This is a genomic window from Actinomadura sp. GTD37 (assembly GCF_041951365.1).
Lineage (GTDB): Bacteria > Actinomycetota > Actinomycetes > Streptosporangiales > Streptosporangiaceae > Spirillospora.
Genome location: NZ_JBGNUS010000001.1, coordinates 996,790 through 1,013,358, shown reverse-complemented (window position 1 = coordinate 1,013,358; position 16,569 = coordinate 996,790). Strand labels below are relative to the sequence as shown.

The window sequence follows — 16,569 nt, the reverse complement described above, 5'->3', positions numbered from 1 at the left end:
ACTGCCGGGAAATCACTTCTTCGGCGTGGCCTTCAGGTCGATCTTGTTTCCGCCGCCGGCCACGAGCTGGCTGATGACGGGGGTGAGGAAGCCGCAGCCGGTCAGGCCGGGCAGGGTGTACTCGCCGGTGAGCGTGCCGCCGCCGGCCACGCTGAAGTCGGTGGACTTCAGCGGGATGGTGGCCGGAGCGCCCGCCTGGCAGGTCTCCCCGCCGCCGACGTTCAGCCCGAACACCTTGATCGCGGGAATCTTGACCAGCGTCTTGGTCTGCGTGGTCAGGGTGCCGCCCGACAGCGTGCCGGTCGTCTTGCCCTGCGGGGCGAAGGCGATGTCGGCGGTCGCCGGCAGGAACCCGAACAGCGAGAAGCTGCCGGTGGTCGGGTTCAGGGTCAGGTCGGCCGCGACCTTGCCGCTGCCGTCGACCTCGGCGCTGACGGCGCCGTTCAGCGCCACCTTGCCGTTCCCGCCCTTGATGGCGGACGTACCGGTCAGCGCGTACGAGACGGTGTCCCCGGGCGGGGTGTCGTCGCCGGGCACCGCGACGGTGATCGCGGCGGACGCCTCGGACTCGTTGCCCGCGTTGTCCACAGCGGAGACCGCGAACGTGTGGTCACCCTTGCTCAGACCCGAAACCGTCGAGGACGTCCCCGTCACCACGTCAGGACGCTTCTCGCCATCCACGGTGATGTAGTAGCCCTTCACACCTGAGCCACCGTCATTGTCGGTGGAGGCATCCCACTTCACCGACGCCGAATCGTCGGCACCTGTGCCCGACACGTTCGCCGGAACCGAAGGAGCAGTGGTGTCAGGCGCAGGCCCGGTCCCGGGCACGTTCACCGTGATCGCGGCGGACGCGGCGGACTCGTTGCCCGCGTTGTCCACAGCCGACACCGCGAACGTGTGGTCGCCCTTGGCCAGACCCGAAACGGTCGAGGACGTCCCCGTCACCACGTCAGGACGCTTCTCGCCATCCACCGTGACGTAGTAGCCCTTCACGCCCGAACCACCGTCATTGTCGGCGGACGCATCCCACTTCACCGACGCCGACTCACCCTCACCGGTACCGGACACATTCGCCGGAACCGAAGGAGCAGTGGTGTCCGGCTCCACCACACCAGGCACGTTCACCGTGACCGCAGCCGAAGCCCCGGACTCGTTGCCCGCATTGTCCACAGCCGACACCGCGAACGTGTGGTCACCCTTGGCCAGACCCGAAACCGTCGAGGACGTACCCGTCACCACGTCAGGACGCTTCTGCCCGTCCACGGTGACGTAGTAGCCCTTCACACCCGAACCACCGTCATTGTCGGTGGAGGCATCCCACTTCACCGACGCCGAATCGTCCGCACCCGTGCCCGACACATTCGCCGGAACCGAAGGAGCAGTGGTGTCGGGGTCCGGCTGCGTTCCGCCGTCGACGATGTCGAAGCTGAACAGGGTGTTGTCCTGTCCGGGCTTCAGGGTGCAGGTGAAGTCGCCGAGGTTCGCCGGCGAGCCGTCGGCCTGGTAGGTCGTGAAGTTCTGGATGTTGATGTTGTCCAGAGTGACCTTGCCCGTGCCGGTCTTGGTGAACGACAGCGCGGGCGCCGAACCGGGGCCGTTGATGTCGACCGGGCCGGTCGGGGGCACGTCGGTCTTGGCGAGCTGGAGCTTCATCCACAGCGGGACGGGGCCGGCCATCTCGGGGACCGTGATGGTCGGCTCCGCGAGGACGCTGCCGTCCATCTCGACCGCGCCGAGCTGCTGCAGCCCGTTCTCGTTCACGTCGGCCGGGATCGTGGAGACCGAGGTGACCTCGATCGGCTTGGTGAACGTGGCGAGCTCGCCGGTGCTCACCGGGATCTCCGCCGGCACGTTCGACTTGATCTTGACGGTCAGGTCGCCGTCGCCCACGAGCGGGAACGGGCAGGTGTACTGGAGCGCCTTCTCCGGCGATCCCGGCGAGTCGCCGAGCACCTTCGACGGGACCGGTCCGGGGAACGTCCCGTTCTTCGGCGCCGGCTGGGCCGGGTTGCTGCCGTCGTCGATGAGGAACTGGGCCAGGACGTTGTTCTGGCCCGGAGCCTGCTTGCAGGACGCGTTGATCTGGCCGAGGGCGGTGGGCTGCCCGTCCGCCCCGAGCGGGGTGATGGCCAGGTCGAGGTTGCCGACCGTGATCTGCGCCCAGCCCGCCTTGTTGAACGTCAGCGGGACCTGCGAGCCGGTGGCGGTGATGTCGAACGACCCCGACTCGGGGACGTCCGCGGCGGCCAGCGACATGTTCGGCCGCAGCGGCAGCCCCGTCGGGTACTGCGGCGCGGTGAGGACGGCCTGGGCCTTCGCGGAGCCCGTCAGGCTCTTGGTGCGGGTCGTCCACAGGCCGAACGTGGTGGGCGCGCTGACGGTCGACACCGCCTGGATGTTGATCGTCGGCGTCGGCGTGTTGACCGCGACCTTCTCGGGGATGGTCGCGGAGATCTTGACCTGGAGGTCCTGCTGGCCGACCAGGGGGTAATCGCACTTGTAGTTGAGCAGCAGGGGCTCCGCTGCCGACGCCGCCGGCGCGGTCGCCACGGCGGCGGCCATGGCGAGCAGCAGTCCCGTCGTCGAGCCCAGGACCGTGCCGGTCCGGACTCTCCGGGAGAGTTTCTTGGGTTTCACCTCGTACCTCTCGTGTGCGTGAGGTGGGGATGGGAGGGCGGTCCGCCCCCGCCGGCGGGGTGCGCGGGGGCGACGCCTGGTGTTCGGGCGCGGGGCGTGCCTACGCCTTCGGGGCGAGCTTGAGGTCGATCGTGTTGCCGGCGCCGGCGGTGAAGATGTTGAGGATCCCCGTCAGCGCGCCGCAGTCCTGGATCGAGGACAGCGCGTAGTCGGCGGTCTTCAGCGTGCCGCCCTGGGACGGGATGAACTTGCCCTCCGACGTCAGCGTGATGTCGGACGGCTCGCTGGTCTGGCAGTTCTCGCCGCCGCCGAGCTCGATGGCGCCGAACGCCTTGAACGAGGTGAGCTTGACGGTCATCTTCGAGTGCGTCGTCAGCGCGCTGTTGGCGTACGTGCCGGTGGTCCGGCCCTGCGGGACGAAGGAGATCGCCGCGTCCACGGGCAGGAAGCCGAGGATCTGGAAGTGGCCCGTGGTCGGGTTCAGCGTCAGGTCGGCGACCACGTTGTCCGAGGGCTTGGTCACGTCGAGGTCGGCCTCGACACCGCCCGTGAGGTCGGCGGTGCCGTTCGGGGCCTTGATGAACGACGACCCCGTCAGGCCGAAGGAGTAGTGGATGGGCGCGGCCGCCGAGGCGGGCAGCGCCGCCATGATGCCGGCGGCGCTCAGCGCCACGGCGGCGCCGGTGAGCATTCCGCTCCGCCGCCCGGCGTTCTTCTTGGTTTTCACAGCTACCTCTCAATTCTCGAAACACGGCTATGCAATTCGACGGAGACCCCCGATACCGCATCACCTCCCGAGAACCGTTTCCGCTATGTTTCTCCGGTAAGTTACTCGCCGGAAACCACATTCGTCATCGGCCGTGGATGACAAATTCTGAGTCGTTTCAATTACCGCTTTACGCGGACTTTATTGTTGAGTGACAACGCTCTCGTGCGGGCAGTGCGGCGGCCGCGTGCGCGCCGCCGGCCGTCCGGGGCGCGGATGTCCGCGGGGGCGGATGTCCGCGGGGCGGCCGCTACCGCTTCAGCTCCGGCACGGCAGGGGGGCAGGTCGCCGCGGCCAGGCCGCAGATGGCCCCTTGGGTGATCTTCAGGTAGTTCCCCGGCCCGGACACGGACCCGGTGAACAGCGGGTCGAGGTCCTCGCCGACCCCGCACCCCTCGAAGGGCGGGATCTCGAACGTCCCGTCCGACGCCCCGCCCTTGACGATGTTGGTGATGTCGGCTCCGGGCGCGTCGGTGAGGGCGACGTCGACCGGACGGACCGACCGGCAGTGGTCGCCCACCTCCAGCGGCGTGCCGTTGACGGCCACGTCGTACAGCCGGATCGACAACCGCATCTTGCTCTGGACCTGCTGCCGCGTCTTGCCCTTCTCGTACGGCGCGGCGGTCTGCGTGCCCAGCCCGACCTGGTCGATCTCCATCGTCGCGGTCGTGGGCATGAAGTCGAAGGTCAGGAAGGTCGCGTTGGATCGCAGCGGCTCGTGGAACCGGAACCGGACGTCGACCCCGAGCCCGGTGGGGCCGGGGACGAGGTTGTACATGACGTTCGTCAGCGCGGGTTCCGGCGCCGCCGGATCGTTGAGGACGGCGGCCCCGCCGAGTTTGCGGACGTTCGAGAAGCCGTTCATGTAAAGGCAGCCGGAGAACTGCCAGCCGTCCTCCTGGAGAACCCTGCAGTCCGGCGGCGCCTGCCCGGCGGGCGGCGCCGCGCGCTTCTCCGGCGGTTTCGGCGGCGCCTCCCCGGCGCCGGGCGGCGACAGGGGCACGGTGGCCAGAACCTGGTCCTGGCCTGGCACGGCGGTACAGGCGACCTGCCCTTCCAGCGGCGTCGCGGCCTGCCCTTCCGGTGTCGCGGCTGCGGCCTCCGCCGGGGCCAGGCCGAGGCTCAGGTCGCCGACGCTGAAGGTGACGTCGCCCGTCGGCCCGGCCGTCACGGGAGGCACGTCGCCGGACGCCGTGAGGGTCACGGCCCCCTCGTCCGGCACCGCGGCCGGCGGCACCGCCAGCGCGGGCCAGCCCGCGTCGGACGACGTCCCGTTCTGCCCGGTCGCCGCGCTGACCAGCACCGTGCCGGCGACCTCGGCGGCGTCGAGGCCGGCGACCGCGGCGCGCGGGACGCTCAGGGTCACGGCCACCGCACCCGGCCGGACCTCCGCGCCCGGCGGCGCCGACACCGGGAAGGCCGCCCGGTAGCGGACGCTCACCGGCTGCGGCCCGGCGGGGAACGCGCACTGGTACGACAGCGTGAGATCGGCGTCCCTGCCGTCCGCGGCCGCGGCCCCGGCGCCGGTCAGGCCGGCGGCGAGCAGCGCGCCCGCCCCGGCCGTGACCAGCAGGCGCCCGGCCCGGCGTGTGCGAACACTCATCATCAGGTCACCCATCGCGAGACGTACGTCCGGGACCGGATGGGAACACGCGCGAACGGACCCGCACAAGGCCACCGGACAACAGCCGAAGAAATTGCTCACCCGGTGCGCACAAAATCGGCCGGCTCATCTGCGGACGAGCATTTAATAGCGCCGCCCGCACCGCCGGAGCGCGTTATAAATCAACCCACAAACCGCCCTCCGCATACCTTTCCCGGCTGATAAGCGGGATCTGCCGGGCGGCCTGATAATTGGACTTCCCGCGGTCGTTTCCCGAGCCGCGCGACCGGAAGGACCAGGTGGAGCCCATGCCCCGAACCAGCCCGGCGGCGGTGCTGCTCGCCGCCGCCCTGACGCTCGCCGCGGCGGGCTGCGGCGGGGACGGCGGCGGGAGCACCGGCGGCGGGGGCGCCGCCACCGCGCCGCCACCGGTCACCGCCGGCTCCCCCTCGTCCGGCTCCCCCTCGCCGGGCGGAACGGCCGCGCCGTCCCCGCCGGCCGCGGATCCCGGAAGCCCGGTCACGCCCGCGCCGGGAGCGCCCGTCCCCGCACCGGCGGCCACGCGGCCGACGACGGCCCCGTCCAAGACGGTCACCGCCTTCGCCGCGTGCATGCGCCGGCACGGCGTCGACGTGCCCGACAACGTGCGCGTGTGGACTCCGCCGCCCGGCTCGGACAGCGAGACTCAGGTCGCCCTGATCTCCTGCATGGAGTCCCTGTCGACGCCTCGGACGCGCTAGTCCGCGAGCGCCACCGGGGACGTGGTGTCGCGGACGAACGCGGCTATCTCCCCGATGGCCTCGCGGCCTTCGGGGATCGCGCCGGCGAACGCGGGAAAGACATGGATCTGGTCTTCCCAGATCTGGAGGCGGTGCGGGACTCCGGCCTGGGCGAGCCGCTCCGCCATGAGCTCCGCGTCGTAGCGGAGGGCCTCGCGGGAACCGGCGACGATGAAGACGGGGGGCAGGCCGCGCAGGTCGCGGTCGCAGGGGGACGGCAGCGGTTCGCCGTCCATGCCGGCGAGCAGGAGGCGCTTCAGCGCCTTCAGTCGGTGGACGGGCACGTAGGCGTCCCGCCGGGTGTGCTCGTAGGACGCGCGGGCCTCGTGGTCGAGATCCACCAGCGGGGAGAGCGCCACGATCCCGGCGGGGGCCGGCAGGCCGTTCTTCAGCGCGGCGAGGGCGCTGGTGAAGGCCAGGAACCCGCCGGCCGAGTCGCCCGCGATGACGATGTTCTCCGGCTTGCGGCCCTGGTCGAGGAGCCAGCCGTACGCCTCCAGCGCGTCCGCCATCGAGACCGGCAGCGGCGCGCCGGGCAGCTGCCGGTAGGCGACGGAGAACGCGACGGCGTCCGAGCGGGACGCGATCCTCGCCACGAGGCCGCGATGGGTGCGCAGGCCGCAGCAGAAGAAGCCGCCGCCGTGCAGGTAGAGGACGACCCGGTCGGCGGCGCGTCCGTCCGGGCGGATCCACTCCCCGTGGAAGCCCGCCAGTTCGACGCGCTCGACCACGGTGCCCTTGGCCGGGCGCATGAGCAGGGGGGCGCCCCAGTCGAGCACGACGGCCAGCCGCAGCATGAAACGGGTCAGCGGGCTGTAGAAGAACACCGGCCTGATGAAAACCCTCATGAAGAGCGCGAACCTGCGTGCTTTCGGGCTGCTGCCGAGGCGGTGCTCGATCACGGGTTCCATGGGGGCTCCTCAAGGAAAGGGACGTCCGCCAGACCGGATGATAAGGAGGCCGTCGATAATGCGCAATGACGGGCCGCCCGCTTGGCATCCGATGCTCTCACCGCCTCGAAAAACTGTCATCGCGCGATGAATACGGCGTGCCTCGGGGGTGCGACGCCGACCGGCGGCGCCGGGATGAGATGCTCACCGTCGTTCAGGAGGCCGACCCGGAACCAGCGTTCTTCGAAAACCTTTCCGCAACGGCCGTCCGGGGGACTTCACGCTGTGGTAAGAGGTGATCATGGGCATGGCGAAACAGATGTGGAACCGGAAGGCGGCCGCTTCCCCCGCCCCTTCCCCGGACGGCTCCCGGCAGAGCGGCGAGCCGCGGCTGACGCCCGCGGCGGTGCGCAGGCAGCGGTTCGCGACGACCCGCCTGATGACCGGCTACTCCGTGGACGAGGTCGACGCCTTCCTCGACCGGGTGACGGACGAGCTGGCGCGGCTGATCCGGGAGCGTGACGAGGCGCGGCGCGCCGGCCCCCGCCCGGAGCCGGAGGACGAGCCGTCCTGACGCGGGGTCACCGGCCTGTCCCGCACGGTGAACCGGCCACTCCTAGAGCGACGGCCGAAGCCGGGCCGGCGAGCTTTTTCGACCAACGCTCCCACAGGGCGGCCGCGGAAGAAATTGCGTCTGCGACGAGAGAGCACGGCGCTCTTCTTGCGAAAGTGACAAACAACTCCGTCCGGCCGGGGCAAGCGCGGGCAGGCCGGTGACGCCGCCGACCAGAACTGATCCCAATACCTCCGCCGGAACCGAACGTGAATCTTTTTCTAGCATCCGGCGATAGTTCTCCCCGGCCCACCGATAATCGGAGCGGCGCGCGGTTCCAGAACCCTCGCGGAATCCCAGCTGGCCGCATGGACGTCAAGTTATAAACAGGTGAGTAGCGCGTTTCTCGTTTTGTTCCCTGGCTCTACAGAATGCTCCGGTGGCCCTGCGTACCTTCAAGGTGTCCCGGACCGCGGAAGGACCGGCGCACCAGGTCTGCGACCGGCGCGCCACCCCGCCCGCGGTCTCGCACTACCGCCGCCCGCGCCGACCGGGCCGGGCGGGGCGGCTCCGCCCCGTCCGCCCGCGCCCCGGTCGCGCGAACGCGGTGACGGAGGTGTCCGATGCCCAGAACTCTCGACCACGCGGCTCCCGCCGAGCGCTCGGTCCCGCTGCCGCCGCGGCTCGCCCGGATCATGCGGCCGGAACTGCCGAGCCTCGCCGAGGAGATCGTCGCCGAGATCCGGCGCGCCATCCCCGAGTACGCCCGGCCGCTGGACGGCCCCTACGGACACGTCCTGCGGCGCAGCGTCGAACACCAGCTCGCGGCGTTCGTCGACCGGGTCGCGGCGCCCGGCCCGGCCGAGGTGAGCGACGACTGCGCCGGGACGGCCCGGATGCTCGGCCAGTACGAGGCGCACGAGGGACGCAGCATGGACGCGCTGCAGGCCGCCTACCGCGTCGGCGGGCAGGCCGCGTGGCGCCGCGTCATGCGGGTCGCGCCCCGCCACGACATCTCCGCGGCCGTCATGTCGCGCCTCGCCGACGCCCTGTTCGTCTACCTGGACGAGCTGGCGGCACTGTCGCTCGACGGGTACCGGCAGGCCAGGGCGCGCCCGATCCCCGCGCTGGACGAGCGGCGCCGCCGCCTGCTGCGGGTCCTCCTGGACGGCCCCGGGACCGAGCTGGCCGAGGCGGCCGAGGCCGCCGAATGGCAGGTCCCCGCCGCGGTCACGCTCATCGCCGTCGAACCCGAGGCCCGCTGCGTGTGGACCTCGCTCGACGAGGACGTCCTCGCCGACGTGGAGTGCGCCGCCCCGCACCTCCTCGTGCCCGGCCCGTTCTCGCCGGAGCGCCGCGCCATGCTGGAGAAGGCGCTCCCCGGCCGCCGCGTCGCGGTCGGGCTCACCCTGCCGCCCGGCCAGGCCGCCGACTCGCTCCGCTGGGCGCGGCGGGCGCTCGGCCTCGTCCTCGACGGCGTCCTCGACGGCCCGGTGGCGCTGTGCGAGGACCACCTCGTGACGCTGTGGCTGCTGTCCGACCCCGCGCTGGTCGAGCAGCTGGCCCGGCGGCGGCTCGCCGTGCTGGACGGCATGACGCCCGGCCAGCAGGACCGGCTGACCGAGACCCTGCGGACCTGGCTCGTCACCCGCGGCACCGCCGCCGAGATCGCCGCGCTGCTGCACATCCACCCGCAGACCGTCCGGTACCGGATGCGCAAGATCGAGCAGATCTTCGGCGACGAGCTGGCCGATCCGGAGGCCCGGTTCGGCATCGAGGTCGTCCTGCGCGCCGCTCACCTGCGCGCCCGCGGCGCCGAGGTGCGCGCCCGCACCGGCGGCCTGCGCGCCCGGCGCGACACACGGCGTCCACATTCGTCTGTAATGATCCCCAGGTGACACTGACCCGGCGGACAGCGATCCCCCTCCTCGTCGCGGCGGTGCTGGCCGGCGTGGGCGGCTGCGGCACCGAGACGGCGCCCGCCGCCGTCCCGTCCGAGCCCTACCCGGTGCTGCCGACCAGCCCCGCGCCGCCGGCCCCGCGCCCGTCGCCGGCGCCGCCCGCCTGCACGCCGGAGGGCATCAGCGTCGGGATGGGCACGCCCGACGCCGCGATGGGCCTGCGCGCCGTGACGATCACGCTGCGCAACTGCGGCGACCGCCCCTACAGGCTGAACGGCTATCCGGCGCTGCGCGTCCTCGCCGAGGACCGCCAGCCGTTCGACGTGCAGATCGTGCGCGGCAGCAGGCAGATCAAGGACGACGGGCCGAAGCCGCTGACGATCCGTCCCGGCGGGTCGGCCGTGTTCGGGATCGTCTGGCGCAACCTGGTCACCGACCCGACCACCACGGCCGTCGCCGGCCGCTACCTGGAGGTGCGGCCGGCGCCGGGGCGGCCGGTCGTCATCGTCGAGGCCGACGGCCCCATCGACCTCGGCAACACCGGCCGCCTGGAGGAGACCGCCTGGGGCCTCCCCCGCCGCTGACTCAGCGGGACGGCGCCTGGATCTTGCCGATGCCGAGCGTGTTGCTCCCGGGCATCAGGCCGGTCTCCAGCACCTTGACCAGGACCGGCATGGTGAGCTGCGGGAGGCGGGCGGCCTTGCCCGCGCCCAGCGTCCGCCAGGGCGCGTAGGCGAGGTCGTCGGTCATCCGCTCGACGGAGTCGCGCAGCTCGCGGCCCTTCCCGGTCGCCTCGCCGGAGGCGTCCACGAGGCCCCGGGACGCGAGGCGGTCGCGGGCGGCGGCCCATTCGGCGTCCGTCCAGCCGCGGCTCGCGAACGTCTCCACCGGCGCGGCGCCGACCGCGGCGAACGAGACCAGCGCCTCCGCCGGGTCGAGCCCGTGGGCGAGGAGCGCGGCGACGTGGCCGTCCCCGCGCTGCTCGCGCAGGATGCCGATCGCGTGCCACAGGACGAGATGCGGCTCGTCCGGCCAGGGCAGGTCGGCGTTGGCGGCGGCGAGCGGGCGCCCGGCGGTGCTCGCCGCCTCGGCGGCGGCGCGGGCGAGCCCGGCGGCCTCCGCGAGGTCCGGGGAGCCGATGCCGTCGCCGAGCAGCCCGCGGTACATGCGGTCGACGGCGCGCTCCCGGGCCCGCAGGACGCGCTCGGGCGGCGCGACCGCCCAGGCGGCGGGGATGTGCTCGGCCACCGTGCGCGGGCTGAAGCTGTAGAAGGCGGACGCCACCCGCTCGGGGCCGGCGGCGCCGAGCGGTGCGGCGCGCCAGGCGAAGTAGCTGGGCCAGCGGGAGTCCACCGCGTAGCCGAGCGCCGCCGCCTCGGCGAACACGTCGGGCGAATACCAGAACAGGGCGTGCACGGGTTCGAGCTGGTGCCACATCTGCCGTGCCAGGCCGGGGTCGTCCGTCATCGTCGGCTCCTCACCTTGATTCACCCCCACCCTATCTTGTCAGTGACAAGATTGCATCAACCCAGTTGGGAGGGGTGCGCACGCTGCGCCTCCCACCGCCCGTCCGGCCCGAGCGGCACCGGCCACGCCGGCGGCGGCGCACCGGGCCCCGCTGCCGGAACCGCGGGCAGGGCGCGGTGCCGCGCGGACGCCGGGACGTCCCACGGCGCCTGCGGCGGGCCTGCGGGCCGCGCCTGCGGCGGTGCGGGCGGGGCGGCGGCGTGCCGCGACCGGACGGGCCGGGCGCGCCGTTCGTGCCGCGGGAAGGCCGACAGCGCGAGGACGGCCAGCCCGACGCCCGCGACGCGCAGCAGGAACGGCGCCGCGTCGCGCGGCCACGGCTCCCCGTAGAGCAGCGTCGCCGACAGCAGCAGGTGCGTCTTCGCGGTCACCGTGACGACGGTGACGACGATCATGAGGCGGCAGCGCTGCAGGCCGATCGACAGCAGCCCGAGGCCGAGGACGCCCGCGAGCAGGAACAGGTACGGGTGCGGGGACGCCGGCACGTCCGCCCGCCGGCCGGCGGCGAGCATCATCGCCATGCCCTGCCCGAAGACCTCGGTGGCGCCGAGCAGCACGCCCGCGCCGAGCCCGTAGGCGATGCCGGTCAGCGGCCGCGCGTGCCGGCCGCTGACCGGGCGGTCGCGCACGCAGAACATCCAGACCGGCAGGACCAGCGACGGCACGAACACCAGGCCCGCCTTCCACAGCGGGAGCGCGGCGGCCGCCGCCGCGCCGCCGGGCCGGTGCAGCGCGTCCGGCAGCGACTCGCCGTGGCCGGGCAGCACCGACAGCGCCGCGGTGATCATCGCGGCCACGGTGATGAGGACGGCCAGCCATTCCCGCGAGGTCGGCCGCTCGCCGAACCCGCTCATCCCGACGGCCAGCAGCAGGACGAGGCCGAGCCCGTAGGCGGGCAGGGTCGCGACCACCGGCAGCGTGACGAGCGCGAGTGCCGAGAGGGCGAAGCCCGCCAGCACCACCGCGACCGCGGCGAACCAGCGCGGGCTGCGCACGAGCCGGCCGGCGGCGTGCAGCGGATGCCGGCCCCCGATCGGGCCCATCCGCCCGGTGGCCGTCTTGAACAGGACGTAGGCGACGATGTAGACGGCCTGCGCGGCGCAGGCGAGAACGACCGCGTGCATGGCGCACCTCCGGGACAGGCTCTGTCCTTCGCCCCACCCGGCGAAAGACGCTGTCGAAACGGATGGTGACACACGGAGGGCCTGCGCTGATTCTCGCCGCAGGACGGAGAAAACACCCGCTTTGTGCGCATCGGTGAGTATCCTCCGGCCCCGCTGTCCCGGAAAGGCCAAGATCAGTACTCCGGTCGCGTTGCCGATCACGCAGCGCAGGTGAATGATTGCGTTGCGCTCCCGAATCGAATCCAGGGTGTGGTGATGCATTGACCGCGGAGATGGAACGGCTCGGCGAACCGATCGGCTTCAGCCGCGACGGCGAGGGCGGCCGGCGCGCGCGCCGGGCCGTGCGCGAGCGTGCCGCCAAGGTCGTCGCGGACGAGGAGCTTCTCGACGACGTCGAGCTGATGACGGCCGAGGCCGTGGCCAACGCCGTCCTGCACGGCTCGGGGCTCGTCACGGTGACGATCGCGACCGACGGGCGCGTCCTGCGCGTCGAGGTCGCCGACGACGGCCCCGCCCACGCCGATCCGGCCGACGCCGACCCGCACGGCCGCCGCCGCCTCGACCACGGCCGCGGCCTGACCGTCATCGACGCGCTGGCCGGCGAGTGGGGCCTGGACCAGTCCCCCGGCCGGACGCGCCTCTGGTTCACCGTCACCCCGTGACGGGAGCACCGCCCCGCCGGACGCCCGTCAGGGGTTGAGGAAACGGCGGACGATCTTGCCGGTGGCGTTGCGCGGCAGCGCGTCCAGGAAGTGGACGTCGCGGGGGACCGCGAAGCGCGCCAGCTGGGCGCGGACGTGGGCGCGGACGGCGTCGGCGTCGAGGGCCTCGCCCTCGCGCACGACGACGTAGGCGACCGCGCGCTGCCCGAACTCCTCGTCCGGGACGCCGACGACGGCGACCTCGCGGACCTGCGGCAGCTTCTCCAGGACCTCCTCGATCGCGCCCGGGAAGACGTTCTCCCCACCCGAGACGATCATGTCGTCGTCGCGGCCGTGCACGAAGAGCCGGCCGTCCTCGTCGAGGTGGCCGACGTCGCCGAGGCTCATCAGGCCGTCCCGCATCTCCTTGGTGTCGCCGCCGGTGTAGCCGGCGAAGAGGAGCTCGTTGGCGGCGAAGATCCGTCCGGTGGCGCCGGGCGGGACGGGGACGCCGCCGTCGTCGAGGATCGCGACCCGCGTCCCGGGCGGCGGCGTGCCGGCGGTGTCGGGGCGTGCGCGCAGGTCGGCGGGCGTGGCGATCGTCACCCAGGACGCCTCGGTCGACCCGTACAGGTTGTAGAGGACGTCGCCGAACTCGTCCATGAACGCGGTGGCGAGCGTCGCGGGCAGGGCCGAGCCGCTGACGGCGGCGATCCGCATGGCGGACGTGTCGTACTTGCGCCGCACGGCCTCCGGGACGTCCAGCACGCGCTGGAGCATGACCGGCACGGCGACGAGCGCGGTCGCGCCGGTCGCGTCGAGCGTGCGGAGGGTCTGCTCCGGGTCGAACCGGGGCCGCAGGACGAGCGTGGCGCGCAGCGAGATCGCCGCTTGCAGCATCGCGTAGCCCCAGGTGTGGAACAGCGGCGCCTCGATGAACATCCGCTCGTGCACCCGGTACGGGATGCGGGACAGGATCGAGGTGAGCGGCGACAGCCCGGGGCGCGAGTGCCGGTCGGCGCCCTTGGGGCGGCCGGTCGTGCCCGAGCTGAGGACGATCGTCCGGCCGGCCCGCTCCGGCGGGCGGGACGGACCGGCGGGCGCGGTGGCGATGGCGTTCTCCAGCTCCGAGCCCGTCCCGCCCGCCGTGAGGACGTGCACGGTCTTCGGGACGGCCGCGACGAAGTCCGCGAACTCCGAGTCGGCGATCACGACCTCGACCCGCTGCTGCCGCAGGACGGTGAGCAGCTGCTCGGTGCTCATCCCCGTGTTGAGCAGGACGAGGTCGGAGCCGCGCTTGCTGCACGCGACGAGCGCCTCGACCATGCCGCGGTGGTTGCGGCACAGCACCGCGACGCGCGGCGAGTCGTTGAACCGGCCGAGCGCGGCGGCGAGGCGGTCGGTGCGGGCGTCGACCTCGCCGTAGGTCAGCTCCCCGGCGTCGTCGATGATCGCGACGACGCCGGGGTCGCGGGCGGCGGCGGACGCGACCGTCCCGCCGAGCAGGGTGCCCCAGCGGCGCAGCGCGTCGAGCTGGCGGACGACCTTGAGCGGCGGGCCGGGGCGCCACAGCCCGCTGCGGGCGAACATGCCGCCCGCCCGCGCGACCGACACCGCCCGGTGCCCGAACTCCGAACGTCCGCTCATCTACCGCCTCCGGTTTGCGAGATCCCGGATACCGACCGTACGGATGGCGGCTTTCGTCCTCTTCTGACTGAACCCAGCTCTTCGGCCGGCCCGTTATCAGGAACCTGACAACGAGCCGTCCTTCACGGCCGGTACGGGGCCGTCCTCCTCGGCCGGCTTCACCAGGTCGAGGCTGTCGCGCAGCGTGACCGGCTTGAGCAGCGCCGCCGCGACGATCCCGACGACCGCGATGCCCGTCGACACCAGGAAGATGTGCCCGGTCGCGTCGCCGTACGCCGCCCGGACGATCTCCCGGACCGGCGCGGGCAGCGCCGCGACGTCGAGGTTGCCGGTGTCGCCGCCGCCCGAGGTCGGGTCCACGCCGAGCCGCCGCAGCCCGTCGGCGATCTTGCCGGCGACCTGGCTGGCGAGGATCGCGCCGAGCACCGAGACGCCGACCGTCCCGCCGAGCGAGCGGAAGAACGTGACCGTGCCGCTCGCGGCGCCGATCTCGTTCAGCTGGACGGAGTTCTGCACGACCAGGACCAGGTTCTGCATCGTCATGCCGACGCCGACGCCGATCAGGAACATCCCGACGCCGAGGAAGACGAGCGAGGTCGTGTGGTCGATGGTGGCCAGCATGCCGAACCCGGCGGTCAGCATGACCGTCCCGAACAGGATGTACGGCTTGACCTTGCCGGTCTTGGTGGCGAGGCGTCCGGCGATCGTGGACGCGCCGAACACGCCGAGCATCATCGGGGAGGTGAGCAGGCCCGCCTTGGTCGGGCTGTAGCCGCGCCCGATCTGGAAGTACTGGCCGAGGAACACGGCGCCGCCGAACATGGCCATGCCGACCGCGAGGCTGGCGAGGATCGCGAGCGCGGTGTTGCGGCGCGCGACGATGTCCAGCGGGACGATCGGCTCCGCCGCCCGGGACTCGACCCACACGGCGGCCGCCAGCAGCACGGCGCCGCCGCCCGCCATCGCGGCGGTCTGCCAGGACAGCCACGGGAAGTGCTCGCCGACGAACGTGATCCAGATGAGCAGGATGCTGACACCGGCGGCGATCAGCGTCGCCCCCGCGTAGTCGATCTTGACGTCGGGCCGCCGGATGACCGGCAGCTTCAGGGTCTTCTGCAGCAGCGCGAACGCGACGAGCGCGAACGGGACGCCGATGAAGAAGCACCAGCGCCAGCCGAGCCAGGAGTCGACGATCAGGCCGCCGAGCAGCGGCCCGCCGACCGTGGCGACGGCCATCACGCCGCCGAGGTAGCCGTAGTAGCGGCCGCGGTCGCGCGGGCTGATCATCGCGGCCATGATGATCTGCACGAGGATCTGCAGCGCGCCGACGCCGAGGCCCTGGACGGCCCGGAACGCGATGAGCTGCTCGGTGTTCTGCGCGAACCCGGACGCCGCCGAGGCCACGACGAAGATGCCGACGCCCACTTGGAGCAGCGTCTTCTTGTCGTAGAGGTCGGCCAGCTTCCCCCAGATCGGGGTGCTCGCGGTGGACACCAGCAGCGTCGCGGTGACGACCCACGTGTACTGCGACTGGCTGCCCTTGAGCGCGCCGATGATCTGCGGCAGCGCGGTCGACACGACGGTGCCGCTGAGCATCGCCACGAACAGCACCAGCAGCAGGCCGCTGAGCGCTTCGAGGACCTGCCGATGCGACATCGGCGCTGGTCTGGACGGGGCAGGAACGGTCAAGGGACGCCTCCGCGAGAAGTTGGGAACGAGGCTTCAACCCCGCGACCCGGGAATCTTATTCCCGTTGGGCAAGTTTTCCCACTAAGCAGCATTCGACGATGGATAGGCTGTACTGACCATGGAGACGAGCGGCGGACTGCGCGAACGCAAGGGCGGCCTGCCCGACGGCCTGCCCGGCGGCGAGGGCGGCCTGCCCGCGGGCAAGGGCGAGCCGCGGTCAGGCAAGGGCGGGCTGCGCGAGCGCAAGAAGGAGGCGACGCGCCGCGCCCTGCACGAGGCCACGATGCGCCTCTCCGTCGAGCACGGCCTGGACGAGGTCACCGTCGAGGCCATCGCGGACGCGGCCGGCGTCTCCCGGCGCACCTTCTCCAACTACTTCGGCGGCAAGGAGGACGCGCTCCTCTACGGCGGCGAGCAGCGGATGCGCTCCCTGCTGGAGATGTTCGAGGCCCGCCCGCCGGACGAGTCGTCCTGGACGGCGCTGCGCGCGGCGTTCGACGCCGTCCACGAGCAGTTCGGCCCCCTCGACCCGCAGTGGGCCGTGCAGGTCCGGCTGGCCCGCAAGCACCCGTCGGTGCTGGCGAGGCAGCTCGCCCACTACGCCGAGTTCGAGCGAACCCTCGCCGACCTGATCGCCGCCCGCGACGGCCTCCCGCCGCTGCGCGCCCGCGTCATGGCCGGCGCGTTCATCACCGCGCTCCGCATCGCGACCGTGACCTGGATCGACGAGCGGCGCGCCCGCACCATGCCCGAAGTGGTCGACGAGACCCTCACCGAGATCGCCCGCGAGTTCCGCTAGGCCCCGTCCC

Annotated in this window: 14 protein-coding genes; 6 read left to right on the top strand and 8 right to left on the bottom strand. The window is 72.5% G+C overall.

The features are described 5' to 3' along the window. Positions 1-12 precede the first annotated feature (12 nt). From ACA511_RS04930 to ACA511_RS04920, 3 genes are all read right to left on the bottom strand, one after another. Positions 13-2,640 carry a DUF6801 domain-containing protein gene (locus tag ACA511_RS04930; RefSeq protein ID WP_375022836.1) on the bottom strand — a complete coding sequence of 876 codons (2,628 nt, stop codon included), beginning with the start codon at positions 2,638-2,640 and terminating at the stop codon, positions 13-15. A gap of 100 nt (positions 2,641-2,740) precedes the next feature. Next, the gene (locus ACA511_RS04925; protein WP_375022835.1) at positions 2,741-3,367 is read right to left on the bottom strand and encodes a hypothetical protein; all 627 of its coding nucleotides are present in this window, start codon (positions 3,365-3,367) and stop codon (positions 2,741-2,743) included. Between the two features lie 289 nt (positions 3,368-3,656). After that, positions 3,657-5,009, bottom strand: a complete 1,353-nt coding sequence (locus tag ACA511_RS04920; protein ID WP_375022834.1) for a DUF6801 domain-containing protein — start codon at positions 5,007-5,009, stop codon at positions 3,657-3,659. A 308-nt stretch (positions 5,010-5,317) separates the two neighbouring features. Between ACA511_RS04920 and ACA511_RS04915 the strand changes: the two genes are divergently transcribed. Next, positions 5,318-5,749: a hypothetical protein gene (locus ACA511_RS04915; RefSeq protein WP_375022833.1), complete on the top strand. Its 432-nt coding sequence runs from the start codon at positions 5,318-5,320 to the stop codon at positions 5,747-5,749. Here the strand turns inward: ACA511_RS04915 and ACA511_RS04910 are convergent. Next, positions 5,746-6,699: an alpha/beta hydrolase gene (locus ACA511_RS04910; RefSeq protein WP_375022832.1), complete on the bottom strand. Its 954-nt coding sequence runs from the start codon at positions 6,697-6,699 to the stop codon at positions 5,746-5,748. The genes ACA511_RS04915 and ACA511_RS04910 overlap by 4 nt on opposite strands. A gap of 286 nt (positions 6,700-6,985) precedes the next feature. Here ACA511_RS04910 and ACA511_RS04905 point away from each other — a divergent pair, with 286 nt between their 5' ends. The 3 genes from ACA511_RS04905 (at position 6,986) to ACA511_RS04895 (ending at position 9,716) form a co-directional block, all read left to right on the top strand. Next, positions 6,986-7,252 (top strand): DivIVA domain-containing protein, encoded by a 267-nt coding sequence (locus tag ACA511_RS04905; RefSeq protein ID WP_375022831.1) that lies wholly within the window; start codon positions 6,986-6,988, stop codon positions 7,250-7,252. Between the two features lie 602 nt (positions 7,253-7,854). Beyond that, positions 7,855-9,129, top strand: a complete 1,275-nt coding sequence (locus ACA511_RS04900) for a helix-turn-helix domain-containing protein (RefSeq protein ID WP_375022830.1) — start codon at positions 7,855-7,857, stop codon at positions 9,127-9,129. Further along, a complete protein-coding gene (locus tag ACA511_RS04895) occupies positions 9,126-9,716 on the top strand; it encodes a DUF4232 domain-containing protein (RefSeq protein WP_375022829.1) in 591 nt (196 codons plus the stop codon). Before ACA511_RS04900 ends, ACA511_RS04895 begins: the two co-directional genes overlap by 4 nt. Position 9,717: 1 nt before the next feature. On the opposite strand, the gene ACA511_RS04890 is transcribed toward ACA511_RS04895, so the two are convergent. Next, positions 9,718-10,599, bottom strand: coding sequence for a hypothetical protein (locus tag ACA511_RS04890; protein WP_375022828.1), 882 nt, complete (start codon positions 10,597-10,599; stop codon positions 9,718-9,720). Between the two features lie 56 nt (positions 10,600-10,655). Continuing rightward, the gene (locus ACA511_RS04885; protein WP_375022827.1) at positions 10,656-11,783 is read right to left on the bottom strand and encodes a hypothetical protein; all 1,128 of its coding nucleotides are present in this window, start codon (positions 11,781-11,783) and stop codon (positions 10,656-10,658) included. 260 nt (positions 11,784-12,043) lie between these two features. Here ACA511_RS04885 and ACA511_RS04880 point away from each other — a divergent pair, with 260 nt between their 5' ends. Further along, positions 12,044-12,445 (top strand): ATP-binding protein, encoded by a 402-nt coding sequence (locus ACA511_RS04880; protein ID WP_375022826.1) that lies wholly within the window; start codon positions 12,044-12,046, stop codon positions 12,443-12,445. Positions 12,446-12,472: 27 nt separating this feature from the next. Here ACA511_RS04880 and ACA511_RS04875 read toward each other — a convergent pair whose 3' ends face one another. Together ACA511_RS04875 and ACA511_RS04870 are read right to left on the bottom strand one after the other, a co-directional pair. Beyond that, positions 12,473-14,071 carry an AMP-binding protein gene (locus ACA511_RS04875; protein WP_375022825.1) on the bottom strand — a complete coding sequence of 533 codons (1,599 nt, stop codon included), beginning with the start codon at positions 14,069-14,071 and terminating at the stop codon, positions 12,473-12,475. A 96-nt stretch (positions 14,072-14,167) separates the two neighbouring features. Further along, a complete protein-coding gene (locus ACA511_RS04870) occupies positions 14,168-15,727 on the bottom strand; it encodes an MDR family MFS transporter (protein ID WP_375022824.1) in 1,560 nt (519 codons plus the stop codon). 151 nt (positions 15,728-15,878) lie between these two features. Here ACA511_RS04870 and ACA511_RS04865 point away from each other — a divergent pair, with 151 nt between their 5' ends. After that, the gene (locus ACA511_RS04865) at positions 15,879-16,559 is read left to right on the top strand and encodes a TetR/AcrR family transcriptional regulator (protein ID WP_375022823.1); all 681 of its coding nucleotides are present in this window, start codon (positions 15,879-15,881) and stop codon (positions 16,557-16,559) included. Positions 16,560-16,569 lie beyond the last annotated feature (10 nt).